Origin of the sequence: Micromonospora rifamycinica (assembly GCF_900090265.1) — a bacterium.
GTDB lineage: Bacteria > Actinomycetota > Actinomycetes > Mycobacteriales > Micromonosporaceae > Micromonospora > Micromonospora rifamycinica.
The window spans coordinates 2,367,413-2,391,916 of record NZ_LT607752.1 but is presented as its reverse complement, the minus strand read 5'-3'; the positions used below and the strand labels follow the sequence as shown (position 1 = coordinate 2,391,916).

The window sequence follows — 24,504 nt, the reverse complement described above, 5'->3', positions numbered from 1 at the left end:
GCTTGGCCGGCGACGGTTAGTACAACCCTTGCCGGTCGGCAACTTGGTCAAGAACCGGTCAGGTGGGCGACCAGCGTCTCGCTGATCCGGCGTAGCTGGTCGACCTGGGCCGGGCTGAGCGCGTCGAACAGGTGCCGGCGTACCCCCTCGACGTGGCCGGGGGCGGCGGCGGCGAGGGCCGCGAAACCGGTGTCGGTGAGGACGGCGATCTGCCCGCGCCGGTCGGTGGGGCAGTCCTCGCGACGGACCCAGCCGCTGGTCTCCAGCCGGGCGACGGCGTGGGAGAGCCGGCTGCGCGAGGAGCCGGTGAGGTCGGCCAGCTCGCTCATCCGCAGCCGCCGGTCGGGCACGTCGGAGAGCCGGACCAGGATCTCGTAGTAGGCGTGCGGCATTCCGGCGTCGCGTTGCAGCTCGCGGTCGAGGGTGTCGGTCAGCGCCCGGGAGGCGGCCAGGAAGGCACGCCAGGTCTGCTGCTCGTCGGGGTCCAGCCAGCGGGTCATGACGGTCATCATAGCCGGAATAGTTGAACGCTCAACAAAATCGCGGTAACGTCGTCGGCATGGGAATCCATCGCCTCAACCACGCCGTCCTCTACGTCTCCGACCTCGGCCGCAGCATCGCCTTCTACCGCGACGTCCTGGGCTTCCGCCCGGTGCCGATGACCCCGGACGGGTTCCGGGGCGCGGCCTTCCTCCAGGCCCCCGACTCCACCAACGACCACGACCTCGGCCTGTTCGAGATCGGCGCGAACGCCGGCCGCTCGCAGGCCGGGCGGGCCACCGTCGGCCTCTACCACCTGGCCTGGGAGCTGGACACCCTCGACGAACTGGCCGCCACCGCGCAGCGGCTGGCCGCCGCCGACGCCCTGGTCGGCACCTCCGACCACGGCACCACCAAGAGCCTCTACGGCCGGGATCCCGACGGGCTGGAGTTCGAGATCGTCTGGATCGTCCCGGCCGACCTGCTCGACGAGGACGCTCTGGCGGCCCGCAAGCGGATCGGTCGGCTCGACCTCGACCGGGAGCGCGCCCGCTACGGCGGGCAGACCCGGGGCGGGGTGGGGATCTCCGTGCCGGTCTGAACCGCCGTACGGTAGAACGACAGCATGTCGATCGACGCCGTCCTGCGGGAGCTGCTCGTCCGCCAGCTCGACCACTGGCTGCCGGGGGCGCTGCACCGCTCCCGGCGGGCCACCCTCGCGCTGTCGTACGCCGGTGACCCCGGCACCGCCGAGGCGGCCCTGCGGGCGGTGGCCGGCGTCGCCGACCGGCTCCGGGGCCGCCGGCTCACCGTGCTGGTGCTCGCCGGTGACGACCCGGAACTACCCACCCGGCTCGGTGCCGTCGAGGCCGGCCTCCCGGCCGACGTGGCCGTGCACGTGGTGCCCGGCGACCCGGCCCGGCTGCCGGTGGTGCTCCGGGCGGCCGGTGCGGCCGGCGCACCACTGCTCACCCTGATCGACGGCGCGGCACCCGACCCGGCGTTGCTGGCCGCCACCACGACCGGCCGCCCGGCCGAGGTGCTGCTCACCGCCGCCCCGACCGCCACCCTGCGGCCGGCCCTGGCGGCGGCCGGGTACCCCCTGGTCGCCGAGGTCGAGCTGGTGCCCGTGGACGGGTCACCGGCCCGCCTGGTCGCCTTCGGTAGCCGGCTGGACAAGAGCCTGGAAGCCTTCAAGGAGGCACTCTGGACGGCCGCCTCCTCCGGCCCGGTGCGGTACCGCGATCCGGCTGGCGGGCTGCGCGCGGCCGTCGCCCCGCCACCGGCCGGCCCGCTGGCCGACGAACTCCTGGCCGAGCTGGCCCGGCACGGTCCGCGTACGGTGACCGAGCTGCGGCGGCACGCGCTGACCGCGACGGCGTACCGGGCGGTGGACGCCGGTGGCGCGCTGACCGCGCTGCTGGAGACCGGCGCGGTCACCCGGGAGCCGGCGCACGGACGGCTCGGCGGGGACGTGCTGATCAGCGCGGACCCCGCTCCGGCCGGCCGGTCAACCGCTTGACCACGATGGACGCCCCGGTGGCGATCACCCCGATGCTGAACAGCATCTGCACGCAGACGATCGCCTTGGCGAGCTGTCCCTGGGCGTGCACGTCGCCGTAGCCGACCGTGGTGAGGGTGGCCAGCGCGAAGTAGAGGGCGTCCCACCGGGTACGTAGCCCGATGAACTGGCCCGGCCCGCTGCCGGCCACCACGTAGTCGGCCAGCGCGAAGGCGAGCAGCCCGGCGACCAGGGCCACCACCAGTCGACTCAACGACCGGGCCTCGTCCGCGCCGGCGGGCGCGCGGTTGCCGAGCTGGCGACTGACCTGGCGGGTGACCAGGAAGGTGACCACGCTGATCAGCAGCAGGGTGCCCGCTGCCCGCAGGGTCAGCCGCAGGCCGTTCGGATCGGGCTCCAGCGGAATCAGGAAGTAGCTGGCCAGCAGCAGGGCGCAGGACGCCAGGGCGTGCCGCCGTGCCCGTGGGTAGCTCCCGTCGACGCGTGCCATGCGGCGATTCTGCGCCGTCGCGGCGGTCCCGATCAGGTGAACGCCGAACCCGGTCGCTGCCGCGCCGGGTGCACGAACACCGAACCCGGCCGCTGCCGGGCGGGTGGCACGGACGCCGATCGGGGCGCCGACGAACCGTCGACGCCCCGATCGATCGCAGGGGTCACGCGCGGGACTTGTCCTGCTTCCAGGACAGCGGCCCGGGCAGGTCGACACGGTGCGCCTTGGCCCGGGAGTTCCAGGACCAGCGACCGATCTTGATGCTCCACGAGGAGAAGCCGTTCTCGGTGAAGTTCAGGATGATCGGGCCGTACTTCTTGCGCTTGCGGAACATCAGACCCATCGTGGCGCTCCCTTCGCGTTCCCTGTCGTTGCTGCCGTCTCGACCCGGTAGATGCCCGCATCCACGAAATCCGAAACCTGCTCCGGTCCGAGCTGGAACCTGCTCCGGTCCGAGCTGGAACCTGCTCCGGTCCGAGCTGGACGGTTTCGCAAACTCTAGCTAGTCGGTAGGTGTTAAGGATTTATAAACGCAGGTAGGTGAGTCAAAGAGCGTGGCGAAACGCGCAAGTCCCATCTGATGGAAGGACGTTGACCGGCTCGCCTCGCGGCCGGCAGCATGAGGTCATGTCGCAGCGGGACGAGCTCCACCTCACCGCTCGCGTGCACGTCGACCTGGTCCGGCACGCGAGCGCGCTCTGTTGAGCTGACGCCCGTCCGCACCCCGGCACCCTCTTCCCGCACCGCCCACCCGCCGCACCGCCCGGCCCGGCCCACGACGGCCCGACGCCCGCGCTGCGGCGCACCTCCGCGCGCCGCGCGGCCCCTCCGTGCACCGATCAGGAGACCCCCATGTCCCCACTCCGTCGTACCCTCGCCGCCGTCGCGGCCCTGCTCACCCTCACCGCCGCCACCGCCTGCGGCTCCGACGCCGAGGCGGCCGGACAGACCACCACCCTGCGCTACCAGGGCTCCGTCGGCCAGGTCACCCTCCCCGAACTGGCCGCCGACCTCGGCTACCTCGGCGACGTACGGCTCGACTGGATCGGCAACGTCACCGGTGGCCCGGCCGACATCCAGGCCACCGCCACCGGGCAGAGCGACTTCGGCGGGGCGTTCAACGGCGCGATCGTCAAGCTCGTCGCCGCGGGCGCACCGATCACCGCCGTGGTCAGCTACTACGGCTCCGACGCGCAGACCTTCCAGGGCTACTACGTCCTCCAGGACAGCCCGGTCAGAGGTCCCCGCGACCTGATCGGCCGGAAGGTCGGCATGAACACCCTCGGCGCGCACGCCGAGGCGGTGCTCAAGACCTGGCTGGCCCGCGGTGGTCTCACCCCCGCCGAGATCGCCCGGGTCGAGCTGGTCGCGTTGCCCCCGGTCAACACCGAACAGTCGCTGCGGGCCCGGCAGATCGACGTCGCGGTGCTCGGTGGCGTGATCCGCGACAAGGCCGTCGCCAACGGCGGGGTACGCACCGTCTTCACCGATCACGAACTGCTCGGCGCGTTCAGCGCGGGCGCCTACGTGTTCCGGGACGACTTCCTGCGGCGCAACCCGGACACCGTCCGGGCCTTCGTCGGCGGTGTCGGCCGGGCCATCGAGTGGGCGCGGACCCAGCCCCGGGAGACCGTGGTCGCCCGGCTCGAACAGATCATCGCCCGGCGCGGCCGCAACGAGGATCCCGCCCTGGTGCGGTACTGGAAGAGCAACGGTGTCGCCGGCCGGGGCGGCGTGATCACCGACCGGGAGTTCACCACCTGGATCGACTGGCTCGCCGACGCCGGTGAACTCAAGGGCGACCGGCCGAAACCCGGCGACGTCTACACCAACGACTACAACCCGTTCGCCACCGGCGGGGGTGCCGCGTGAGCGCCGACAAGGTCCTCTTCGACCGGGTCACCAGGACCTTCGACGTCCGCGCCGGACGGCGTGCGCCCACCGGCGCGGTCACCGCCCTGGACCAGCTCACCCTCGCGGTACGCCCCGGCGAGTTCCTGGTCGTCGTCGGCCCCAGCGGCTGCGGCAAGTCGACCCTGCTCGACCTGCTCGGCGGCCTGTCCCGGCCCACCTCCGGCCGGGTCCTCGTCGACGGTCGGCCGGTGACCGGCCCCGGGCTGGACCGGGGCATCGTCTTCCAGCAGTACGCCCTGCTGCCCTGGCGGACCGCCGCCGGCAACGTCGCCTTCGGACTGGAGGCCAAGGGGGTGCCCCGCGCCGAGCGCGCGGACCTGGTCGCCCAGCACCTGGAACTGGTCGGGTTGAGCGGATTCGCCGCGCACTACCCGCACGAGTTGTCCGGGGGCATGAAGCAGCGGGTGGCGATCGCCCGCAGCCTGGCGTACGACCCGGACATCCTGCTGATGGACGAGCCGTTCGCCGCCCTGGACGCGCAGACCCGCGACGCGCTCCAGGACGAGCTGGTGCGGATCTGGCAGGCCACCGGCAAGACCATCGTCTTCATCACCCACGGCATCGACGAGGCCGTCTACCTCGGTCGCCGCGTCGCCGTGATGACCTCCCGCCCCGGGCGGATCAAACAGGTCGTCGACATCGAGCTGGGTGACCGGGGCGCGGTCGACGACGTGCGCTCGTCCGACGCTTTCCGGCACCACCGGCACGAGATCTGGACGTCGTTGCGGGCCGAGGTCCGTGCCGCCCAGTCCACCGAGCGCCGGGCCGGTCGCCCTGCCCGGCCCACCCGCCGCCGGTGGCCCGGCCGGCCGGCCGCCCCCGCCGGAGCGCCCGCCGCCGCGGTCACGGCGGCCCCCGCCGGAGCGCCCGCGGCCGCCGAGGTCCCGGTGCCCGTCGCCGCTGCGGTCGGGGCGTCCACCACAGGCATCGAGGAGCTCTCCGTTGGTTGACATCGCCGACCGCCCCACCCGGCTGGTCCCGCCGCCCGCCGTCGTGTCGACGGTGCCCACCGTCGCCCGGCCCGGCCCGCTCACCCGGCTCGCCGGCCTCGGCGGACGGGCGCTGCACCGCACCGCCGCGCTGGCGGCGCTGGCCGCGATCTGGGAGACCGCGCCCCGGGCCGGGCTGGTCGACCGGGTCTTCCTCCCGCCGCTGTCGGAGGTGCTGGTCGCCTGGTGGGCGCTGCTGACCAGCGGGCAGCTCGCCGAGCACGTCGGCGCCAGCCTCACCCGGTCGTTGTCCGGGCTCGGCCTGGCGGTGCTCACCGCCATCCCGCTCGGTCTGCTGATCGGCTGGTACCGGCCCCTCGCGGAACTGCTCGGCCCGCTGCTGGAGGTGTTCCGCAACACCGCCGCGCTGGCCCTGCTGCCGGTCTTCGTGCTGATCCTCGGACTGGGCGAGACCTCCAAGATCGCCCTGGTGCTCTATGCCTGCTCCTGGCCGATCCTGCTGAACACCATCGCCGGGGTGAAGGGCGTCGACCCGCTGCTGGTGCGGTCGGCCCGGTCGATGGGCCTGAACCACCTGCGGCTGTTCCAGAAGGTGATCCTGCCGGCGGCCGTGCCCACCGTCTTCACCGGCGTCCGGCTCGCCGGGGCCTACTCGATCCTGGTGCTGGTCGCTGCCGAGATGGTCGGTGCCAAGGCCGGGCTGGGATACCTCGTCAACTACGCCCAGTACAACTTCGCCATCCCCGACATGTACGCCGGGATCGTCACCATCTCCGCCATCGGGCTGGCCGTGAACCAGCTCCTCGTCGTCGTCGAACGCCGCTTCTCCACCTGGCGCGTCGACGTCACGTCCTGAGAGGACCACCATGCCCCGCACCCTGCACCTCAACGCCTTCCTGCTCGGCGTCGGCCACCACGAGGCGGCCTGGCGGCACCCGCGCACCGACCCGGGTCGGGTCACCGACCTGCGGCACTTCCAGGAGCTGGCCCGCACCGCCGAGCGCGGCACGCTCGACTCGGTCTTCCTCGCCGACTCGCTGGCCGTCGGACCGGCCGTCCGGCACAACATCCAGGCCGTCTTCGAGCCGTTGACCCTGCTCGCCGCCCTGGCCACCGTCACCACCCACGTCGGCCTGATCGCCACCGTCTCCACCAGCTACAACGAGCCGTTCACCACCGCCCGTACGTTCGCCTCGCTGGACCACCTCAGCGGCGGCCGGGCCGGCTGGAACATCGTCACCTCCGCCCAGGCCCGGGAGGCCTGGAACTTCAACCTGGACGACCACCCGGCGCACGCCGACCGGTACCGGCGGGCCGCCGAGTTCGTCGAGGTGGCGGTGAAGCTCTGGGACAGCTGGGAGGACGACGCGTTGGTGCTGGACCCGGCCACCGGGATCTTCGCCGACACCGACCGGGTGCACGAGATCGGCCACGCCGGCGAACGGTTCCGGGTACGCGGCCCGCTGAACACCCCGCGTCCACCGCAGGGCCGACCCCTGCTGGTGCAGGCCGGTTCCTCCCCGGACGGGGTCACCTTCGCCGGCCGGTACGCCGAGGCGGTCTTCACCGCCCAACAGACCCTCGTCGACGGGCAGCGCTTCTACGCGACGGTGAAGCAGGCGGCGGTCGCCGCCGGCCGTGACCCGGAGCTGGTGAAGGTGCTGCCCGGCATCGCCCCGGTGCTCGGCGGCACCGAGGCGGAGGCGCGGGCGCTCGCCGACGAACTGGAGGAGCTGATCGTCCCCGAGCACGCCCTCGCGCAACTGTCCGGCATGATCGGCGTCGACCTCACCGGCCTGCCGCTGGACGGTCCCCTGCCGGAGCTTCCCGACGCGGCCACCGTGCAGTCGCACCAGAGCCGTTACCAGCTCGTCGTCGACCTGGCCCGGCGGGAGCGGCTGACCGTCCGGCAGCTGATCGGCCGGCTCGGCGGCGGACGCGGGCACCGGGTGGTGGCCGGCACCCCGGAGCAGGTCGCCGACCAGATCGAGCGGTGGTTCACCGAGGGGGCCGCCGACGGCTTCAACGTGATGCCGCCCCTGCTGCCCAGCGGGCTGGAGGACTTCGTCGACCACGTGGTGCCGTTGCTGCGCGCCCGGGGCCTGTTCCGCCACGAGTACACCGGCCGGACGCTGCGCGAGCACTACGGACTGCCCCGGCCGGGCTCGCGTTATGCGGGCGACCGGGAGCTGGTGACCGCATGACCACCCCGGACCGTCCGGCCGACCTGCTGCCCGTCGACCACGACCTGTTCCGCGGCCTGCTGCGCCGGCAGGCCAGCACGGTCACCGTGGTCACCGCCGTGGCCCGCCACCCCGAGCCGACCGGTCCCGCCCGGGACTCCGGTCCGGCCCGGGCCGGCTTCACCGCCACCTCGTTCACCTCGGTGTCGCTGACCCCGCCGCTGGTGTCGTTCTGCCTCGGCGTCACGTCGTCGAGCTGGCCGGTGCTGGACCGCGCCGAGCACGTCGCCGTCCACCTGCTCGGCGCCGACCAGACCGAGGTGGCCCGGATCTTCGCCACCAGCGGCATCGACCGGTTCGCCGCGCACCGGGCCTGGACGCCCGGCCCGTTCGGGGTGCCGCTGCTCGACGGGGTGCTGGCCCGGCTGCTGTGCCGGGTGGTGCACCGGGTGCCGGCCGGCGACCACGTCCTGGTCATCGCCGAACCGCTCGCCCTCGGTCCCGGGCCCGACGGCGACCCGCTGGTGTACCACCGGGGCGACTACACCACCGCGCACACCCGGGTACCGGTGTGACCGGCGCGACGGGCACACCCGCCGCCGGTCGGGCGGACCGGGCCGGGGCGTCCCTGCTCGCCCTCGACCCGGCCGCCCAGGACCTGCTGTTCCGGGCGGCCCGCACGGCCAACACGTTCACCGCCGAACCGGTGGACGACGCGCAGGTCGCCGCGATCCACGGGCTGATCCGGTACGGCCCGACCGCGCTCAACGGTCAACCGTTGCGGGTGCTGTTGCTGCGTTCGACGGCGGCCCGTGACCGACTGCTGCCGTACCTGTCGAGCGGCAACCGGGCGAAGACGGCCGCCGCGCCGCTGGTGGCGGTGCTCGCCGCCGACGTCGACTTCCACGAGCGGCTGCCGGAGCTGTTCCCACACCAGCCGCAGGCGCGGCAGTGGCTGGCCGACCGGACGGAGCGGGTCGCCCAGGCCCGGTTCAACGCCACCCTCCAGATCGGCTACCTGCTGATCGGGGTACGCGCCGCCGGCCTGGCCGCCGGACCGATGGCCGGCTTCGACGCCACCGGGGTGCAGCGGGAGTTCTTTCCCGACGGACGGCACGAGGTGCTGCTCCTGGTGAACATCGGCCGCCCCGGCCCGGACGCCTGGCGCGAGAGGCTGCCCCGGCTCACCACCGAGGAGGTGGTCTGGACCCGGTGACCTCAGCGCGGCTCCCACGCGTCGGGCAGGGTGGTCAGTCTCCGCACGTGCATCGGGAGCCGGCCGCTGACCACCTCGGAGAGGGTCACCTCGTCCAGCACCTGCCGGACGGCGGCGCGGACGGCCACCCAGAGCCGGGGGAGGTTCTCCGCCGAGCCCTCGTACCGGGTCTCCTCGGGACGCAGCCCGCGTACCCCGGCCAGCGGACCCTCGACGGCGCGCAGGATCGCCCCGACGGTGACCTCGCGCGGCGAGCGGGCCAGCGTGTAGCCGCCCTCGGCGCCACGCTGGGCGCGGACCACGCCGGCCCGGCGCAGGTCGGCCAGGACGGCCTCGAGGAACTTGCGCGGCATGTCCTGCTCGCTGGCGATCGATTGGGTGGAGAGCAGGGAGGGGTAGGCGGTGGCCAGGCTCAGGGCCGCTCGGACCGCATAGTCGCCGCGCGCGGAGATCTGCACCATGCCATCATGCCTGCCCGTCGGGGGTGGCGGGGTCGGCGGGTCGCCGTGGCCGGCCGATTCGTGACGGTGGGCGGTCCCGGGCGGCCCGGAACGCCCCCGGGCTCACCCCCACCTCGCGGGTGAAGAACCGGCCGAAGTTCGTCGGCTCGGGAAAGCCGAGCTGGCGGCCGACCCGGGCGACCGGTTCGTCGGTGGCGGCGAGCAGCCGGCGGGCCTGGAGCGCGACCCGCTCGTCCACCACCTGCTTGGCGCTGCGCCCGGTCACCGCCAGACAGGCCCTGGTCAGGGTACGCACCGAGCAGCCCAACCGGGCCGCATAGTCCTCGACCCGGCGGGTGTACGGGTAACCCGCCTCCACCTCCCGGCGGAACCGGTGGAACGTCACCAGCTCGGTGCGCTGCGGGTCGGCGTCGTCGGGTGTCCGCCGGGCCTGTGCGGCGCCGGGCAGCAGGGCGAGCCGGATGAGCAGCACCGCGAGCTGGTGCCGGAGCAGGGCGTGGGCGGCCGGGTCGTCCCGGTGCCGGCGGTGGTCCACCACCAGTTGGGAGACCTCGTTGATGACCGCGTCCTCGTCCTCGCCGACGAGTTGGTGGTGCTGGGGGACCGCGGCGGGATCGACGTCCAGGCCGCGCAGCGCGTCGGCCCGCCAGCGGACCACGATCGCGTCGAGTCGGGTGGGGGAGCGCAGCACCTGCCCGGGGGTGGCCCGCAGCAGGGTGCCGGCCCGGCAGGGCAGCGCGCGGAAGTCCAGCTCGGCGATGCCGTGTCCGTCGGTGACCAGGACGAGCAGGTCGGCGTCGAGTAGGAACGGCCGGGGTGGCCCCGTGCCCGGGGTGAGGTCGCCCAGCTCCAGGATCTCGATCTCGGGGCGGGGCAGGTCGGGACGGGTTGCCGGGGAGAGCTGACCGGAAGGGACCATCGTCTTCGACCGTAACCGGGCAGGGCCGTGGTCGCATCCCGGCGACGGGACTCCGCCGCGTTCCCGGCGGGCGGGCGCACCCCCGGCATCGCGGGCACCCTCGGTGGCGGCCCGGCCGGTGTCGGCGGGGTCGACCGCCGTGGCTTGTCCGGTCCGTCCGGGCCGGGCTACGTTACCGATCGGTAAGAAAAGCGACACGCGATGGGGTGCCCATGACGGATCTGTTCTCGGTCGACGGTAAGACGGTGCTGGTCACCGGTGGCTCCCGGGGGATCGGGCTGATGATCGCCCGGGGCTTCGTCCGGGCCGGAGCCGACGTGATCATCTCCTCCCGCAAGGCCGACGTGTGCGCGGCGGTGGCCGAGGAGCTGTCCGCCGAGGGGCGCTGCACGGCGATCCCGGCCGACCTGAGCGACGACGCGGGCGCGGCAGGGCTCGCCGCCGCCGTCCGCGAGCGGTACGACCGGCTCGACGTGCTGGTCAACAACGCGGGCGCGACCTGGGGCGCACCCCTGGAGGCGTACCCGGACGCGGCGTTCGACAAGCTCTGGGCGGTCAACGTGAAGGCCGTGTTCCGGCTCACCACCGCGCTGCTGCCGCTGCTGCGCGCCGCGGCGGGCGACGACGACCCGGCCCGGGTGATCAACATCGGCTCGATCGACGGTCTCCGGGTGCCGACGATGGAGGTGTACGCCTACTCCGCCACCAAGGCGGCCGTGCACATGCTCACCCGCAGCCTGGCCCACCAGCTCGCCGACGAGCGGATCACGGTCAACGCGATCGCCCCGGGGCCGTTCGAGAGCAGGATGATGGCCTTCGCCCTCGACGACCCGGCGTCCCGGGCGGCGATCGAGCAGCAGGTGCCGCTCGGTCGGATCGGCCGCCCCGACGACATGGCCGGCACGGCGATCTACCTGGCGTCGCGGGCCGGGGCGTACCTGACCGGCGCGGTGATCCCGGTCGACGGCGGCATCACCACGCACGGCTGACCGGTGTGCCCGGCGGGTGACCGGGGAGGCAGGCGTACCCGGGCGTCGGACGGCCGGAGCCGCGCGGACTCGGCAGATCCGCGCGGCTCCGGTGGGGCTGCTGGTCAGCGGCCGGCGAGCAGCCGGCTCACCGCCGTGTCGACGTCCAGGTGCTCGGCCTCCCGGCCGCGCGGGACGACGACGTAGGTCCGGCGCAGGAAGCGCACCAGCACGCTGCGCGGGACCTCGAACAGGGCGTTACCGTCGGGCGACGACAGGGCCAGCGCGACGAAGTCGCCGCGCGGGGTGGCCCAGGGCCAGACCCGCACGTCGCCGATGCCGGCCGGCTCGTCGAGGCCGGTGACCAGCAGCTCGCGGGCGAAGGACCAGCTCACCGCCTCGCCGCCGGCCGATTCGGCGTGGAACAGGACATGGACCGCATACGGGTCAGCAGGGTCGTAACGCAGACTGGCACGCACCGGCAAGGCGGTGGCGTCAGGCGCGACGAGCCTTAGTGACGTCTCGACCTCTACGGTCGTCGGTCGGATGACACTCATGGACGTTCTCCCCCCGGCACCGCTGCGGAACGCGCGTGTCCCGCTTTTCCCATACTCAGGTGCTACTGCTGGCTACGCTCCGCCATACGCTGACTTCACCCAGTGGTGGGAAGGGGGTCCGAATCGCTGCGAGAATGTGAGGATTCTTGTAGGATTTCCGGTTCTGCCCAGTCGGGAGCCCGTCCGAAGTCGGGTGGTTCAGTCGTCGACTTACTCCGGTAACGTCCAGTGGTCTGCGCAAGTGACGGGCCGGGACGACACTGGGGTGTGAAATGGCCACGAAGCGTTCCTCAATGGATGCGGTGAGTATGGCCGGGTCACCGAAAGTAGGGGCCCGGGCAGCCAAAAGGCGGGGTGACGGGGTGCCGATCAAGCCACCGGACCGGGACGGTCGGACGATGTCCGACGCTGGTCGTGCCGGACGTCCCTCCCGGACGGCCCGGGGCAGGCCCCGCCCGGCCGCGAACGGACGTGCCCGGGGCGGCGGCGGAAGCCGGTCCGGGCGCACCGCGCTGGCCGCCCGCCCCGCCGGCTGGCGCTGGCGGCTGCGCACCACCCTCGACCTGATCCGGGCCAACCCCACCGGCCGGGTCGCCCTCAAGATCTTCATCGCCGTAGCCGGGGCGCTCGTGGTGACCGTCGGCATCGCCCTCATCCCGCTGCCCGGCCCCGGCTGGCTGATCGTCATCGCCGGCCTCGCCATCTGGGCCGTCGAATTCCACTGGGCCCGCCGCCTGCTCGGCTTCACCCGCCGGCACGTGCACGCCTGGACCCGGTGGGCCACCACCCGGTCGCTGCCGGTGCGGTTCCTGCTCGGCTCCGTCGGCCTGGTCTTCGTCGCCGTGGTCCTCTGGCTCTCGCTCAAGTACAGCCTCGGCATCGACCTGGTCGCCCAACTGCTGCACTACCTCGCCACCACCTGACCCCACCCCCCGGGTTTTTGGCTCCGTCGCACGATCGGGTAGAGTCAACGGCGCTGAGGGCGATTAGCTCAGTGGGAGAGCGCTTCGTTCACACCGAAGAGGTCGCTGGTTCGATACCAGCATCGCCCACCCTCGATATAGCAAACTCAAGGCCCCTCGATCGAGGGGCCTTGAGTCGTCTCTGTCGATCACTACCGGTCGGGAGGCAGCGAGAAGGCGGGTGCCGTGCCTCCCTTCTGTGCAACGGCAGTGGCTCAGCTCGCTGTCAGCGGGTCTGAGGCGTACCCCTGCTCCACGCACAGTGTCGCCTCGGGGTAGTGGGCGAGCACCGTCGCGCCGTCACGCTGCGGGTCGGCCAGGCCAACCGTGACGCACCGGCCGAAGTCGGTGCCGACACCATGTACCGTCACCCCCTGCCGCTGCCAGAATGCCTGGTCGTTCCGGACCTTGGCGGCCCACCCCTCAAGCTTCGCCGCCGAGTACGTGGCGTCGACGAAGGTGACCCGCAGCGGCCGGGCGACGGTGCATGGTCGGACCTCCAGTGGTACGGCGGGCTGCGCCATTCGGGCACGACGGGTGCAACGATCCGGCCGGTGGTCGGGGTACCGTCCGACGAGGTGGCGACCGGGTGTCGCCTGGCCCCGTGAGCTTGGAGCGGCGGTATGGTCTCGTCTGTCGACCCGCGCTTCGGCGTAGCTCTGCGTGAGTTTCGGGAGCAGCGTGGTCTGTCGCTTCGTTCCCTGGGGCAGCGTGCTCATCGGAGTAAGAGCCATCTGCACGAGTTGGAGGCGGGACTCAAGGCTCCGACAGTCGACACGGCTTGTCACCTGGATCGGGTTCTCGACGTGGGAGGTGCACTCGCGCGGTTGGTGGATGCGCCGATCGACCATGCGGCCGAGGCCGGCGAGCTGAGGGCCAGAGTCGCCGCCAGTGATGTGAGCGCGGACGTGCTCGACCGGATCGAGCAGGGCGTTGACGATCTCGCCAGTGCCTACCCGACGATGACACCGGCGGATCTCCTGCCGTTGGTGCGGCGGCATCTCTCCTACGTGGGGCGGTTGTTGGAGGGGAGGGTGACGCTCGCGCAACGGAGGCGGTTGTTGGTTGCCGGTGGCTGGTTGGCGGTGCTGCGGGCGACGGTTCACATCGACCTGCGGCAACGGACTGCTGCGGTCGCCCACCTGCGAGCCGCTCGTGATCTTGCCGAACATGCCGAGCACGGCGAGATCCAGGCGTGGTGCCTCGAAACCCGGGCCTGGGATGTGCTGACCCAAGGTGACTACCAGGGAGCACTCGATCTCTCCCGTCAAGCGCAGCGGGTCGCTCCGAGGGGAAGTTCCGCCCGCATTCAGGCGACTGCTCAGGAGGCTCGCGCCTGGGCGCGGATCGGCGATGTCGGTGCGACTCGCCGAGCGTTGGACCGGGTGGAGCGGCTGACGGCGAATCTGCCCGCTCCTGAGCGGGCCGAGCACCACTATCGCTACGACCCGGCCAAGGCTGCCGCGTACGCGGCCACGACGTTGGCGTGGGCGGGTGACCCCGGTGCCGAGCAGGTGGCGCGGGCGGTGTTGGCCGAGCTGGACCCGTACGGCGATGGGGGAGCGCGGCCCCGCCGGTCCGCGTCGGCCCGCCTCGACCTCGGTCTCGCCCTGGTCGCCGCCGGCCAGCCGGACGAGGCGGTTGCCCTGGGGGCGCAGGCGGTGGCGTCCGGACGGGTGGTGCCGTCGAACTGGTGGCGTGCTGCGGAACTGCTGGCGAAGGTGGAGCAGTCGGGAGTGCCGGAGGCAGTGACACTGCGTGATGTGTGCACCGAGTTCGCACCGGGACGGCGACCATCAGCGGACAGCGCATCTGGTTAGCGGACGCTCACCCTCTGGATCGGTGGCCGGCGGGGCATGAGGCTGAGGCTCACTGAAGCCGGGCACGGAACGAGGAGCACCAGTGGTGTGCTGCCCTCCATGCCCTGAGGACGGAGGGCCAGCCACATGGCGGTGAACAGCGGACTCCTGCGGCGGGTCACGTCCGACACCGGCTTCCGATCAGCCGTGGACACTGGCCGACCGAGGAGGAGCGGTGACCAGTCACGGCCCGGTGCCGCCGGGGTGGAGTTGCGGCGGATGCGACCGGCCCTGGCCCTGTCCGACCCGGCGGCAGGAACTGCGCGCGGAGTACGCCGACGCGCCGGTGTCGCTGGCCCTCCACCTCGGGGCCTGCTTCGTCCGGGCGGCCGAGGACATGCCCTGGGCACCGGCCGGCCCCCTGTACCGCCACTTCGTCGGCTGGACCAGACGGCCGCCGGAGGTGCAGGAGACCGAAGTGCGGCTACCGTGCCGGCCGCATCCGACCGGCACCAGCGCCGCCAGGCCGGATGACACCGATCCGACCGGCCGAGAGTCCACTGTCCGCTGAGCGGGCAGCGGTCCGGCCGGTGGCCGCCGGCCTCGTGACACGTTCACGTCGGTGGGCGCGGGTGCGGCGGCGGGTGCGTAGGGTCGGCGGCGTGAACTCCTCCCTCGACGCCCTGCCGAAGATCGGTGCGCCGGCAACGCGTGCGCTGACCGGAGCCGGCTACCTGACGTTGCGCGACCTCGCGGGCGTGCCGCGCGCCGAGCTGGCCGCACTGCACGGGGTGGGGCCGAGAGCGCTCGGGATCCTTCAGAGCGCACTGGAGCAGCACGATCTCAGCCTCGGGTAGCAATTCCTTTCAGGATCGCCGGCCCGACGACTCGATGGTCGGCGTCTGTGGCTGGGATGCGCCGCGTTCGTGACCGTGTGGTCTAGGAAGCGGATGGTCCACTTGATGCCCGGGAACCATGGGACGAGCGGCCCATGGCAGGGGTGGCGACGTCGCCGGTAGCGTGGGCAAGTTCTTGTCAGATTTTTGGGAGCAGACGTTGGAGAACGAGATCGAGCTGGTCAGTGACGGCGATGGTCTGGCGGTCATCGGGCATCCGGCTACTGTCGATCGTTTCCTCACCGGTGAGCGGCTGCCGTCGAAGGACCTTGGGTTCAGAAGGATCAGCTCCACCCTCCGCACCGGGTCCACGCTCGCCAAGAGCGGCTCCGAGATTGCCGAGCACTCCGGTCGCTGGGTTCAGCTGACTGCGGAATCGGCACAGGCGATGAAGAAGTACAACCTGATGAAGGGCTCGGGGGACGGCATCAGCCGCGCTGTGCTGACCGACCGTGGAAAGATCACGGGCCTGTTGGAAATCGTGCAGAAGAATCCCCGAACGTTGCTGACCAACCCGGCGGTGCTGACCGGCGTCGCCGGACTCATGACGCAACTCGCCATGCAACAGACCATGGACCAGATCACCGATTATCTCGCCGTGATCGATGCGAAGGTCGACGCGGTGCTCCGCGCCCAGACCGATGCCGTGGTGGCGGACATGATCGGGGTCGAACTCGTCATCGACGAGGCACTGACGATCCGGGAACGGGTGGGCAGGGTTTCCGAGGTCACCTGGTCGAAGGTGCAGACCACACCGATCCCGCTGGCCCGGACCCAGGCGTACGCGTTGCGGCAGATGGACGCCATCGCCGAGAAGCTGGAGAGCCAGACCAAGGTTGGTGATCTGGTCAGGACCACCAGCGAAGCCGAGATCAAGGTTCAGGAGTGGCTCGCCGTTCTGGCCCGCTGCTTCCAACTCCAGGACGCGGTCGCCGTGCTCGAAATCGACCGGGTGCTGGACGCCTCTCCGGAGGACCTGGAGGAGCATCGGGTTGCCATCAGGATCGCCCGACGCCATCGCCTCGATCTCATCTCCCGCAGCACCGAACGCCTGCTGGCCCGGATGGACGCGGCCGCTGGGACGGCCAACGCGAAGGTGCTGCTCAATCCGACCACCTCCCGCGCCGTTGTGCATTCGACCAACCGGGTAGGGACCGCCGTCGTCGAATTCCACGGACGGCTCGGCATTGATCGTGACCATAGTTCCTGGAGTGCCAGGCGGTGGCGGGACGCGGCCGGGGAGGTGCGGGACAGGGTTCTCGACACGGGAACGGGGATGCGTGACAAGGTGCTGGAGGCAGGGGCGGGAGGCATTGGTGCCGCCAGCCGTCTCGGTGCGGGAGCCCTGGGGCGAGCCAGATCCAAGATCGGCGAGGTCACCGAGCGGGCGCAGCGTCCGCGGGGGAGTAAGGAGGGAACCTGATGGGTCCTCACCGCTGGGGTCGGAAGCCGGGGCTGTCCTCAGGGGTGATCCCTTGCAGCCGAATGTTCCGGGAGTGACCACGCACAATCTCCACGGGGCGCGGGCGGTGTACTGGATCGGGGGTTCACTTCCTGTCCAGTGGGGCGACCTACCCTCTCCGGAATGACATCGAAGCACTTCGAGCCGAGGCGGATGGTGGCGGCGGTCGGCGTGGCGGTCGGCGCGGTCGCGCTGGTCGTAGCGCCGACGACACCCGCCGCCGCCTCCACCATCCGCGACGGGTGGGTGCAGCTCTGCCCCTGGGGCAACTACCGGGTGCACCTCGAGTACCTGACCCTCAACAACCAGACCGTGCAGCTGGGCCCGGTCCTCGCCCCGGGGGCCGACTGCTGGTGGGGACCGGTGCCGACCGGCAGTGAGGCGACCCTGATCTCGGTCGTCGGACACTTCAACACCAGCACCGACACCTTCGCGGTGATCGGCCCGAACCGGAAGTACGAGACGTTCTACAACGGCGTCGACGGGATCGGGATCGCCGCCGAGGGCACCACCGCCTCCGGTGGCCGCAAGGACGCGCACTACTACCGCTACTGAACCACCCGGAACAGGGGAGACAACCATGGTCCGCGCCGCCCGCGTACTGCTGGGGCTGTTGCTCGTCGTGACGGTCGCCGGGCCGCCGCCCTCGTCGGCGCGGGCGGCGGCCCGGCCGGCGGGGGTGCCGCGGTCGATGGACTCGGCGGCGTCGCTGGTGGCGGGCGTCGCGGGGGACGCCGACCTGGCCGCCGGCAACCGGATCGGCGGGGTCGCCGGGCTGCCCGACTGGTCCCGGGTCGGCTATCTCGGCGGCCAGTCGTTGCCGACCGACGCGGACCTGGCCGGCGGGGCCTGCACGATCGATCCGGCCCGGCTGGCCGGCGAGTTCGGGGTCCGCGCCGACGACACGGTGGACGACAGCGGGGGCCTCCAGTCGGCCATCGACCGGATCAAGGCCACCTGCTCGCCGTCGGGCAACGCGCGCCGGCTCTCGCTGATCGTGCTGCCGGCCGGGCGGATCGACATCTCCCGGCAGATCTACGTCGACGCGAACTTCCTGGTGCTCCGGGGCCAGGGGGCGGGCAGCGGCGGGACGCGGATCGTGCTCCGGCCGGACGTCAACACCCGGTACGACACGCTCACCGCCGACGGCAGCCGGTGGAACCAGGACACCATGACGTTCGGCTCGGCACCGGACACCGGCACCGGTGGCTGGATCTGGCCCGGCCGGGCGCTGTTCAAGGTGCAGACCCGCGAGGTCGCCGACCGGTACGCCGACGAGTGGTCCGCCGCCCCCGCCAACCGTAAGGACCTGTTCGAGGGCTCCATCAACCAGCACTGGGCGTCCGGCCAGAAGCTGGGGTCCGCCTCGGCCGACCCGGGCTTCTCGGCCCGCGCCGGGCAGAACGTGATCCGCCTCGACAGCAAGGCGAAGATGGACGGCTTCCGGGTCGGCGGCTACGTCTGGGTCGGGGCCGCCAACAGCCTGCGCTTCTACGAGCAGCAGGGGCTCTCCCCGGACGACCCCGGCACCCGCGAGAACCTGCACATGCGGCAGCAGATGTTCCGGGCGACCGCCGTGAACACGTCGGCGAAGACCGTCACGCTGGACCGTCCGCTGGAGTACGACGTGCCGGTCGACTCCACCTCGGACGGCTCCGCGCCGATCGCCGGCACCGTCTACACCAGCAAGATCACGCCGCTACGCGCGGTGGAGGGCGTCGGCTTCGAGAACTTCGCCTTCTCCCAGGAGATGGAGGGGCTGCCGAAGCTGCTCGGCGGCGTCTACCACCCCACCCCGACCGACGCGGTGCACAACTACGGCAACCTGGCCCCCGAGTACGCCATGCACGGCATCGCGTTCAAGTGGGCCGCGAACAGCTGGGCGCGCGGGCTGGCCGGGTCGATGACCGGCTCGCACCCGATCGTCACCGAGGTCGCCCGCAACCTCCAGATCGAGCACAACACGTTCGACGGGGCGTGGAACAAGGGCAAGGGCGGCAACGGCTACCTGCGCGGCAGCCGGGTGTGGGACTCGCTGTGGGCCTACAACACCAGCCGGAACCTGCGGCACTTCACCTTCCAGTGGTCGGCCAGCGGCAACGTGGCGTTCGGCAACGACCTGGATTCCGACCTCAACCTGCACGGCGGCTGGGAACGCTACAACCTGTTCGAGGGCAACACCGTCCGCGTCCCGTACGAGCACCGGTCGGGCAGTTGCACCGCCAACTGCGGCGGCGAGGGCGGCGAGCTGGAGGACGGCACCTGGTTCCCGATCTGGTGGGCGGCGGCGGCGAAGGCGATCAAGTGGTCCGGGGCGTCCGGCCCGCAGAACGTCTTCCACCGCAACACGATGATCAAACAGTCCGTCGCCGGTGGCCCCTACCTGCCCTACGAGCCGTACTCCAGCGACAGCGGCGAGTCGGAGGCGATCTACCAGTTCGGCTCCGACGCGGCGAACCCGCGCGCGTTCACCCCGCTGAGCCAGGGCGGTGCGCCGATCAAGGACTGGTCCGGCCGGGAGACCGTGAACTACGCCGGCCAGGGTGTCGCGGTGCGGACCGGCGAGCGGTGGCCGTCACTGTTCCTGCGCGACGTCGGCCAGCTCGACCCGCGTGCCGGGAACCGGCAGACGGTGATGACCTGGAACATGCAGGGCGCGGGCTCCAGCGCGGGCGGCACCTACGAGAACAAGTACGCGACCGTGCTGGGGTTCCTCAGCGCGGGGGTGCTGGCGGTGGCGCTCCAGGAGGCCGGGTCACCACCGGCCGGCAGCGCGCACGAACGGGGGCGCTACACCCAGAACGTGTTCGCCAACAACGGCGTCTTCCCCCCGGTCTACGAGTACTACCTGGGCACCCTGCTCGGTGAACCCACCCGTCACCTGTACTGGTTGAACACTGACACCTCGACGCAGGGCCCGAACCGGGTCAACCTGGCCATCGCCACCGCGCAGCGGGCCGACCAGGTCGTCGTGGTCGCCGGTGCGGCGGGCGCCCGGCCGGCGCTCGGCGTACGGATCGGTGCGACGTTCTTCTTCACCGTGCACGGCTGGTCGGGCAACGGCAACGACATGCCGACCACGCTGGCGAACATCCGCACGTACCTCCAGAACAACCTCGATCCGACGACCGGTCGTGCGTACGAGTGGGTGGTGCTCGGCGACTTCAACCGGGAACCGCAGAACCTGCGCAATGCGCTACCGGCCAACCAGTTCGCCGTGATGGCCCCGGACGCCAACACCCATCCGACGACGGGCCCGACGAGCACCCTGGACTACGCGGTGACCGACTTCGGCAACGGCGCACCGACGCTCTTCCAGGCGCACACGGAACGGACCATCACCAACTCCGACCACCACCCGGTGACCTACGGGTTCGACCTGCGCGCCGCGGCGGAGGTGCCGCCGCTGGCCACCCCCACGATGCCCGGCCGGGCACTGCTGCGCAACGCCGCCACCACCTCCGTCGCCGACGCCGAACCCAACGGCGGGCCGCTGGTCGTGGACACCGCGTACGACCCGTCGCGGGCACAGCAGTGGCGGCTGGAATGGGACAACGAGTTCCCCGGTTACCTGCGCCTGCAACGGGTCCGGGAGGGCAACTCGACCGACGACCGCTACCTGGGCCTGGCCGACGCGGCCCCGGACGCCCGCGCGGGACTGGGCTGGTCACCGTCGTTGACCCAGCTGTGGCGGCCGGTGAGCAACGGCGACGGCACGTACACCCTGCTCAACTACCTGACCGGCCAGGCGCTCACCAGCGTGGCGGGCGACTTCCTGCTGGCCGCCCGGGACGCGACGGACTCGCCGTACCAGCGCTGGTTCTTCTCGTCGTCGACCGACCTCGAACTGCACCGGGACATCCTGCCCGTGGTCGCGCCCGCCGGCACGGCGGCCGAGCTGGGGGTGGCCGGCCCGGACGGGGTCGAGGGCCGACCGGTGCAGCTGCTGCCCGCCACCACCGGCAGCCGGGAGTGGCAGCCGGTGCCGGCCGGGCAGCGCGGGTCCGACCGGTGCTTCTATCTGCTCCACGGCGACGAGTACCTGACGTCCACCCCGGACGGGGGGCTGCCCGTGCCCGGCGCGCACGTCGTGCTGGACGATTACGACCCGCACAGCCAGGGCCAGCTCTGGTGCGTCCACCAGGACAGCACCTCGATGACCATCTACAACAACACGGTCGTGCAGGGTCAGCTCGTCCAGACCTACCTGACCGACCACGGCCTGCACGCGCACCTGAGCGTGGAGTCCGTGCCGGACACCGGGCGGGAGGGCTGGCGCTGGTGAGCCCCGGCCCCGCCCTCATCTCCGGTCGGTATTGCGGGGCTTCGGCGTAAGCTGAAGGGCGTCGATATCACCGACGGCCGGGGGTTACCGAGGCGTGGCTGGGCTGTGGTCGGGGGAGAGCGGACACCGGACACGGCCGGAAGACGCACTGCGACTCCAGATCCTCGGCCCGCTCCGTGTCCGGCGGGGCGGCGTCGAGCTGGACCCCGGGCCCCGCCAGCGGGCCTACCTGCTCGTCCTGCTGCTGGCCCGCGCCGGGGGACCGGTCAGCACCGCCGAGCTGATCGACCTCGTCTGGGGCGACGACGCCCCGGTGAGCGCGGTCAACGTCATCCACAAGTACGTGGGCGTGCTGCGCCGGCTGTTGGAACCCGGGCTGCCGCCCCGCGCGGCCGGCTCCTACCTGCTCCGGCACCCGACCGGCTACCGGCTGTCCGCCTCGGCGGAGACGCTCGACCTGATGGCCTTCCGGGAGCACGTCGGGGCCGCCGCCGTCCACCTGGCCCAGGGCGGCGACGGGGCCGCCCTCGACGCGTACGTCCGGGCGCTCGCGCTGTGGCGCGGCCCGGCCGGTGACGGCCACCCGCACCGGCCGGGCGCCGTCGCCCTCTTCTCCGCCCTGGACGGGGAGTTCTTCGCCGCCGCCGTCGCCGCCGCCGGGTTGGCCGTCGCGGCGGGGCAACCGCACCAGGTGCTGGCTCCGCTACGCCTGGCCGCCACGATGGCACCCCTGCACGAGCCGGTGCAGGCGGCGCTGGTCACCGCGCTGGCCGCCGCCGGCCAGCAGGCGCAGGCGCTGACCGTGTTCCGGGCCGTCCGGGCCGACCTCGCCGAGCAACTGGGGGTCGATCCCGGCCCGGCCCTGTGGCAGGCGTACCACCGGGTGCGCGGCGGGGCGTCGACGCCGCCCACGCCACGGACCCCGACGGGCGGCGGCCTGGTCGGCCGGGTCGGCGAACTCGCCGCGCTCCGGCACGCGACCGCCGCCGCCTTCGCCGGGGGCACCGGGCTGGTGATCGTGCAGGGCGAGTCCGGGGTCGGCAAGACCCGACTGCTCAGGGAGGCCACCGCCGAGGCGGAACAGCGCGGCGCGCTCGTCGTGTGGGGGCACTGCCTCGACGGCGGCGGCACCCCCTCGATGTGGCCCTGGGTCCAGGCCATCCGGGGGATCCTCGACGGTCTGCCGGCCGCGCAGCGGGACGTTCCGGTCGGTCGGGAGCTGGGCAGCCTCCTGGAACCGCGTCCGGACGTCCTCGCCGCGCCGGTGCTGCCCGACAACGGTTTCCCGTTCCGGCTCTTCGAGCAGGTCGTCGCGATCGTCGCCGCGGCCTCGGCGCGGCGGCCCACGGTGCTCGCGCTCGACGACCTGCACTGGGGCGACAGCGCGTCGCTGCACCTGGTCGGTCACCTGGCGACCCGCCTGCCCGGCGGCACCGCCCTGATCGGCGCGCTGCGCGACCGCGCCCCGACCCCGGGTTCCGCGCTGTCCCGGATGCTCGCCACGGTCAGCCGGCTCCCCGGCCACCAGCGGATCCAGCTCGGCAACCTGGACGAGGCCGAGGTGGCCGAACTCGTCCGCCGGGAGACCGGCGCGGCTCCCACCGCCGACGCGACCCGCGGCATCCTCAGCCGCACCGGCGGAAACCCGTTCTTCGTCCGGGAACTGTCCCGGCTGCTCGCCGACCGGCCCCGGGGGCGGGCCGGCGTGCCGGCGACCGTGCGGGACGTGGTCGTCGACCGGATGTCCGGGCTGGACGCCGACACCCGTGACCTGCTCCGGATCGCCGCGCTGATCGGCCGGGAGGTGGAACTCGGGCTGCTCGCCCGCGCCGCCGGTCTCGACCTCGACAGCTGCCTCGAACGGCTGGAACCCGTACTGGCGCTCGGCATGCTGGAGAGCCGGCCGGGCGACCCCTTCTCGCTGCGGTTCGCCCACGATCTGGTCCGCGAGGCGGTGACCGTGACGACCCGGCCGACGCAGCTCGGCCAGCTGCACCTGCGGATCGCCGACGCGCTCGAACGAACGCCCCCCGGAACGACCCGGGTACGGCCTGATCGGGGCGGTCCGGAGGCCGAGACGGTGGCCGAACGTCTCGGGCACCACCTGTGGTCCGCCGGGCTGCTCGCCGAGCCGGCCCGGACCGTCCGGGCGTTGGTCGACGCGGGCCGGCACGCGGCGGGCAAGTCGGCGCTCGACGTCGCCGAGCGCCACCTGCGCGCGGCCGTGCAGGTGGCCCGGGCCGCAGGCCTCGCCGAGGGGGAGCTGTCCGCGCTGGCCCAGCTCACCGCGGTCCTCGGCATGCGGTCGATGTACGGCTTCTCGGTGACCGACCTGTTGGAGCGGGCCGAGCACCTGGCCCGTGGCCTCGGTCGGGAGCGGGAGGCGGCCAGTTTCCTCTACTCCCGCTGGGCCGCCCTGGTCCAGGCGGTCGATCTCGACCGCAGCGCCCTGCTGGCCCGCCGGCTGCGGCGACGGGGGGAGGAGTCCGGTGATCCGTGGGTGCTCGCGTGCGGACTGCACGCCTGGGGCCTGCAACAGTGGGACTACGGGGAGATCGGTGAGGCGGCGCGCTGGCTGGACCGGTCCCGGGAGATGATCTTCGACATTCCCCGTCGGGACGAGGACCCCGTCCGGCACGACCTCCAGCTGCTGATGGCCGCGATGCTGGCCGAGGTGACCACGTTGCACGGTGAGGTCGCGGACGGGCGGACCCTGCTCGACGGGCTCGAAGACCTGGCCGGGGAGGACCCATACATGGTCACCGTGTGGGCGTGCGCCGCCACCCGGATCGCGGTGCTCGTCGGTGATCCGGCGCTGGCGCTGCGCGCCTCCGGGCGGGGCATCGCTGTGGATCCCGGTTTCTCCTTCGTCTTCCTCGGCACCTACCAGCGGCTGGCCCGCTGCTGGGCGCTGGCGGTGACCGGCCGGGATCCGGTGGGCAACGCGGAGCAGGTGCGTCGGCTCATCGCCGCGCACCTGCTCGACCCGCCCCGCTCGGACGTCGCCGCCTGGCACGGGCTCCTCGCCGAGATGCTCATCGCCGCCGGCGCGGTCGAGGCCGCCGCGACCGCACTCGACCGGGCCGACTTCTATCTGGAGTCGTGCGGCCAGCGCCACCCGGAGGGGCTGCTGCTCCTGCTGCGGGCCCGGCTCCTCCAGGCGCGGGGCGAGCCGGTCGAGGTCGTCCGGGCCGCCGCCGAGCGGGCGCGGGCGGTCTCCGCCGACCGGGGGGCCTTCCTGCACACCCGCCGGGCCGAGCGGTTCCTCGCCGAGCTGCCGACCCGACCCGCGAGGCGGCGACGACCGGCTGCGGGCGGGTGCCGGCCGGAACGTCGCCGCTGAGGACCCGGACGGGGGGCACGTGGCCGGTGCCGCCCCGCCACAGGTGACCCACCCACCGGTCCGGGGGAGTACGGCTTGACAAGCCGACCGGTCCGCA

At 72.5% G+C, this 24,504-nt stretch carries 25 protein-coding genes and 1 tRNA gene; 19 read left to right on the top strand and 7 right to left on the bottom strand.

Translation table 11 applies throughout. The features are described 5' to 3' along the window. Positions 1 to 47 precede the first annotated feature (47 nt). The gene (locus tag GA0070623_RS09535) at positions 48 to 509 is read right to left on the bottom strand and encodes a MarR family winged helix-turn-helix transcriptional regulator (protein ID WP_067312354.1); all 462 of its coding nucleotides are present in this window, start codon (positions 507 to 509) and stop codon (positions 48 to 50) included. Positions 510 to 559: 50 nt separating this feature from the next. On the opposite strand from GA0070623_RS09535, the gene GA0070623_RS09530 reads away from it, so the two are divergent. Beyond that, positions 560 to 1,081, top strand: a complete 522-nt coding sequence (locus GA0070623_RS09530; RefSeq protein WP_089003985.1) for a VOC family protein — start codon at positions 560 to 562, stop codon at positions 1,079 to 1,081. A gap of 24 nt (positions 1,082 to 1,105) precedes the next feature. After that, on the top strand, positions 1,106 to 2,002 hold the full coding sequence (locus tag GA0070623_RS09525) for a hypothetical protein (protein ID WP_067312348.1): 897 nt from the start codon (positions 1,106 to 1,108) through the stop codon (positions 2,000 to 2,002). Here the strand turns inward: GA0070623_RS09525 and GA0070623_RS09520 are convergent. Next, entirely contained in the window at positions 1,962 to 2,492 is a 531-nt protein-coding gene (locus GA0070623_RS09520; RefSeq protein ID WP_067312345.1) for a potassium channel family protein, read from the bottom strand. The genes GA0070623_RS09525 and GA0070623_RS09520 overlap by 41 nt on opposite strands. 163 nt (positions 2,493 to 2,655) lie before the next feature. Further along, a complete protein-coding gene (locus GA0070623_RS09515) occupies positions 2,656 to 2,835 on the bottom strand; it encodes a DUF4236 domain-containing protein (RefSeq protein ID WP_007075522.1) in 180 nt (59 codons plus the stop codon). Positions 2,836 to 3,119: 284 nt separating this feature from the next. Between GA0070623_RS09515 and GA0070623_RS31630 the strand changes: the two genes are divergently transcribed. The 7 genes from GA0070623_RS31630 to GA0070623_RS09485 all read left to right on the top strand — a co-directional run bounded on the left by GA0070623_RS31630 (position 3,120) and on the right by GA0070623_RS09485 (position 8,755). Next, positions 3,120 to 3,197: a putative leader peptide gene (locus GA0070623_RS31630; protein ID WP_350938629.1), complete on the top strand. Its 78-nt coding sequence runs from the start codon at positions 3,120 to 3,122 to the stop codon at positions 3,195 to 3,197. Positions 3,198 to 3,344: 147 nt separating this feature from the next. After that, complete coding sequence (locus GA0070623_RS09510) at positions 3,345 to 4,364, top strand: ABC transporter substrate-binding protein (protein ID WP_089003984.1); 1,020 nt, start codon at positions 3,345 to 3,347, stop codon at positions 4,362 to 4,364. Next, the gene (locus GA0070623_RS09505) at positions 4,361 to 5,356 is read left to right on the top strand and encodes an ABC transporter ATP-binding protein (RefSeq protein ID WP_231932734.1); all 996 of its coding nucleotides are present in this window, start codon (positions 4,361 to 4,363) and stop codon (positions 5,354 to 5,356) included. Before GA0070623_RS09510 ends, GA0070623_RS09505 begins: the two co-directional genes overlap by 4 nt. After that, on the top strand, positions 5,349 to 6,212 hold the full coding sequence (locus tag GA0070623_RS09500) for an ABC transporter permease (protein ID WP_084261438.1): 864 nt from the start codon (positions 5,349 to 5,351) through the stop codon (positions 6,210 to 6,212). Before GA0070623_RS09505 ends, GA0070623_RS09500 begins: the two co-directional genes overlap by 8 nt. Positions 6,213 to 6,222: 10 nt before the next feature. Then, on the top strand, positions 6,223 to 7,560 hold the full coding sequence (locus GA0070623_RS09495; protein ID WP_089003983.1) for an LLM class flavin-dependent oxidoreductase: 1,338 nt from the start codon (positions 6,223 to 6,225) through the stop codon (positions 7,558 to 7,560). Continuing rightward, the gene (locus GA0070623_RS09490) at positions 7,557 to 8,114 is read left to right on the top strand and encodes a flavin reductase family protein (protein ID WP_067311369.1); all 558 of its coding nucleotides are present in this window, start codon (positions 7,557 to 7,559) and stop codon (positions 8,112 to 8,114) included. The genes GA0070623_RS09495 and GA0070623_RS09490 overlap by 4 nt, the downstream gene beginning before the upstream one ends. Next, positions 8,111 to 8,755, top strand: a complete 645-nt coding sequence (locus GA0070623_RS09485) for a malonic semialdehyde reductase (protein ID WP_231932733.1) — start codon at positions 8,111 to 8,113, stop codon at positions 8,753 to 8,755. The genes GA0070623_RS09490 and GA0070623_RS09485 overlap by 4 nt, the downstream gene beginning before the upstream one ends. 2 nt (positions 8,756 to 8,757) lie before the next feature. Here GA0070623_RS09485 and GA0070623_RS09480 read toward each other — a convergent pair whose 3' ends face one another. Then, positions 8,758 to 9,216, bottom strand: coding sequence for an RrF2 family transcriptional regulator (locus GA0070623_RS09480; RefSeq protein ID WP_231932732.1), 459 nt, complete (start codon positions 9,214 to 9,216; stop codon positions 8,758 to 8,760). 4 nt (positions 9,217 to 9,220) lie between these two features. Then, complete coding sequence (locus tag GA0070623_RS09475; RefSeq protein WP_067311365.1) at positions 9,221 to 10,135, bottom strand: helix-turn-helix transcriptional regulator; 915 nt, start codon at positions 10,133 to 10,135, stop codon at positions 9,221 to 9,223. 212 nt (positions 10,136 to 10,347) lie between these two features. On the opposite strand from GA0070623_RS09475, the gene GA0070623_RS09470 reads away from it, so the two are divergent. Continuing rightward, positions 10,348 to 11,124 (top strand): glucose 1-dehydrogenase, encoded by a 777-nt coding sequence (locus GA0070623_RS09470; RefSeq protein ID WP_067311362.1) that lies wholly within the window; start codon positions 10,348 to 10,350, stop codon positions 11,122 to 11,124. A gap of 104 nt (positions 11,125 to 11,228) precedes the next feature. Here GA0070623_RS09470 and GA0070623_RS09465 read toward each other — a convergent pair whose 3' ends face one another. After that, on the bottom strand, positions 11,229 to 11,660 hold the full coding sequence (locus tag GA0070623_RS09465) for an SsgA family sporulation/cell division regulator (protein WP_067311359.1): 432 nt from the start codon (positions 11,658 to 11,660) through the stop codon (positions 11,229 to 11,231). Between the two features lie 293 nt (positions 11,661 to 11,953). On the opposite strand from GA0070623_RS09465, the gene GA0070623_RS09460 reads away from it, so the two are divergent. Next, positions 11,954 to 12,583: a TIGR02611 family protein gene (locus GA0070623_RS09460; protein WP_231932731.1), complete on the top strand. Its 630-nt coding sequence runs from the start codon at positions 11,954 to 11,956 to the stop codon at positions 12,581 to 12,583. Between the two features lie 57 nt (positions 12,584 to 12,640). Further along, positions 12,641 to 12,712, top strand: a tRNA-Val gene (locus GA0070623_RS09455). A 125-nt stretch (positions 12,713 to 12,837) separates the two neighbouring features. Here GA0070623_RS09455 and GA0070623_RS09450 read toward each other — a convergent pair. After that, the gene (locus GA0070623_RS09450; protein ID WP_067311353.1) at positions 12,838 to 13,146 is read right to left on the bottom strand and encodes a hypothetical protein; all 309 of its coding nucleotides are present in this window, start codon (positions 13,144 to 13,146) and stop codon (positions 12,838 to 12,840) included. Positions 13,147 to 13,245: 99 nt separating this feature from the next. On the opposite strand from GA0070623_RS09450, the gene GA0070623_RS09445 reads away from it, so the two are divergent. From GA0070623_RS09445 to GA0070623_RS09415, 7 genes are all read left to right on the top strand, one after another. After that, positions 13,246 to 14,442 (top strand): helix-turn-helix domain-containing protein, encoded by a 1,197-nt coding sequence (locus tag GA0070623_RS09445; RefSeq protein WP_067311350.1) that lies wholly within the window; start codon positions 13,246 to 13,248, stop codon positions 14,440 to 14,442. 214 nt (positions 14,443 to 14,656) lie between these two features. Next, the gene (locus GA0070623_RS09440; protein ID WP_231932730.1) at positions 14,657 to 14,992 is read left to right on the top strand and encodes a hypothetical protein; all 336 of its coding nucleotides are present in this window, start codon (positions 14,657 to 14,659) and stop codon (positions 14,990 to 14,992) included. A gap of 91 nt (positions 14,993 to 15,083) precedes the next feature. Further along, entirely contained in the window at positions 15,084 to 15,278 is a 195-nt protein-coding gene (locus GA0070623_RS09435) for a helix-hairpin-helix domain-containing protein (protein ID WP_067311378.1), read from the top strand. 199 nt (positions 15,279 to 15,477) lie between these two features. Beyond that, a complete protein-coding gene (locus GA0070623_RS09430; RefSeq protein ID WP_067311375.1) occupies positions 15,478 to 16,740 on the top strand; it encodes a hypothetical protein in 1,263 nt (420 codons plus the stop codon). Between the two features lie 162 nt (positions 16,741 to 16,902). Continuing rightward, positions 16,903 to 17,334: a hypothetical protein gene (locus tag GA0070623_RS09425; protein WP_157517581.1), complete on the top strand. Its 432-nt coding sequence runs from the start codon at positions 16,903 to 16,905 to the stop codon at positions 17,332 to 17,334. 25 nt (positions 17,335 to 17,359) lie between these two features. Beyond that, positions 17,360 to 21,064: an endonuclease/exonuclease/phosphatase family protein gene (locus GA0070623_RS09420; RefSeq protein WP_067311347.1), complete on the top strand. Its 3,705-nt coding sequence runs from the start codon at positions 17,360 to 17,362 to the stop codon at positions 21,062 to 21,064. Positions 21,065 to 21,158: 94 nt separating this feature from the next. After that, entirely contained in the window at positions 21,159 to 24,407 is a 3,249-nt protein-coding gene (locus GA0070623_RS09415) for an ATP-binding protein (RefSeq protein ID WP_231932729.1), read from the top strand. Positions 24,408 to 24,504 lie beyond the last annotated feature (97 nt).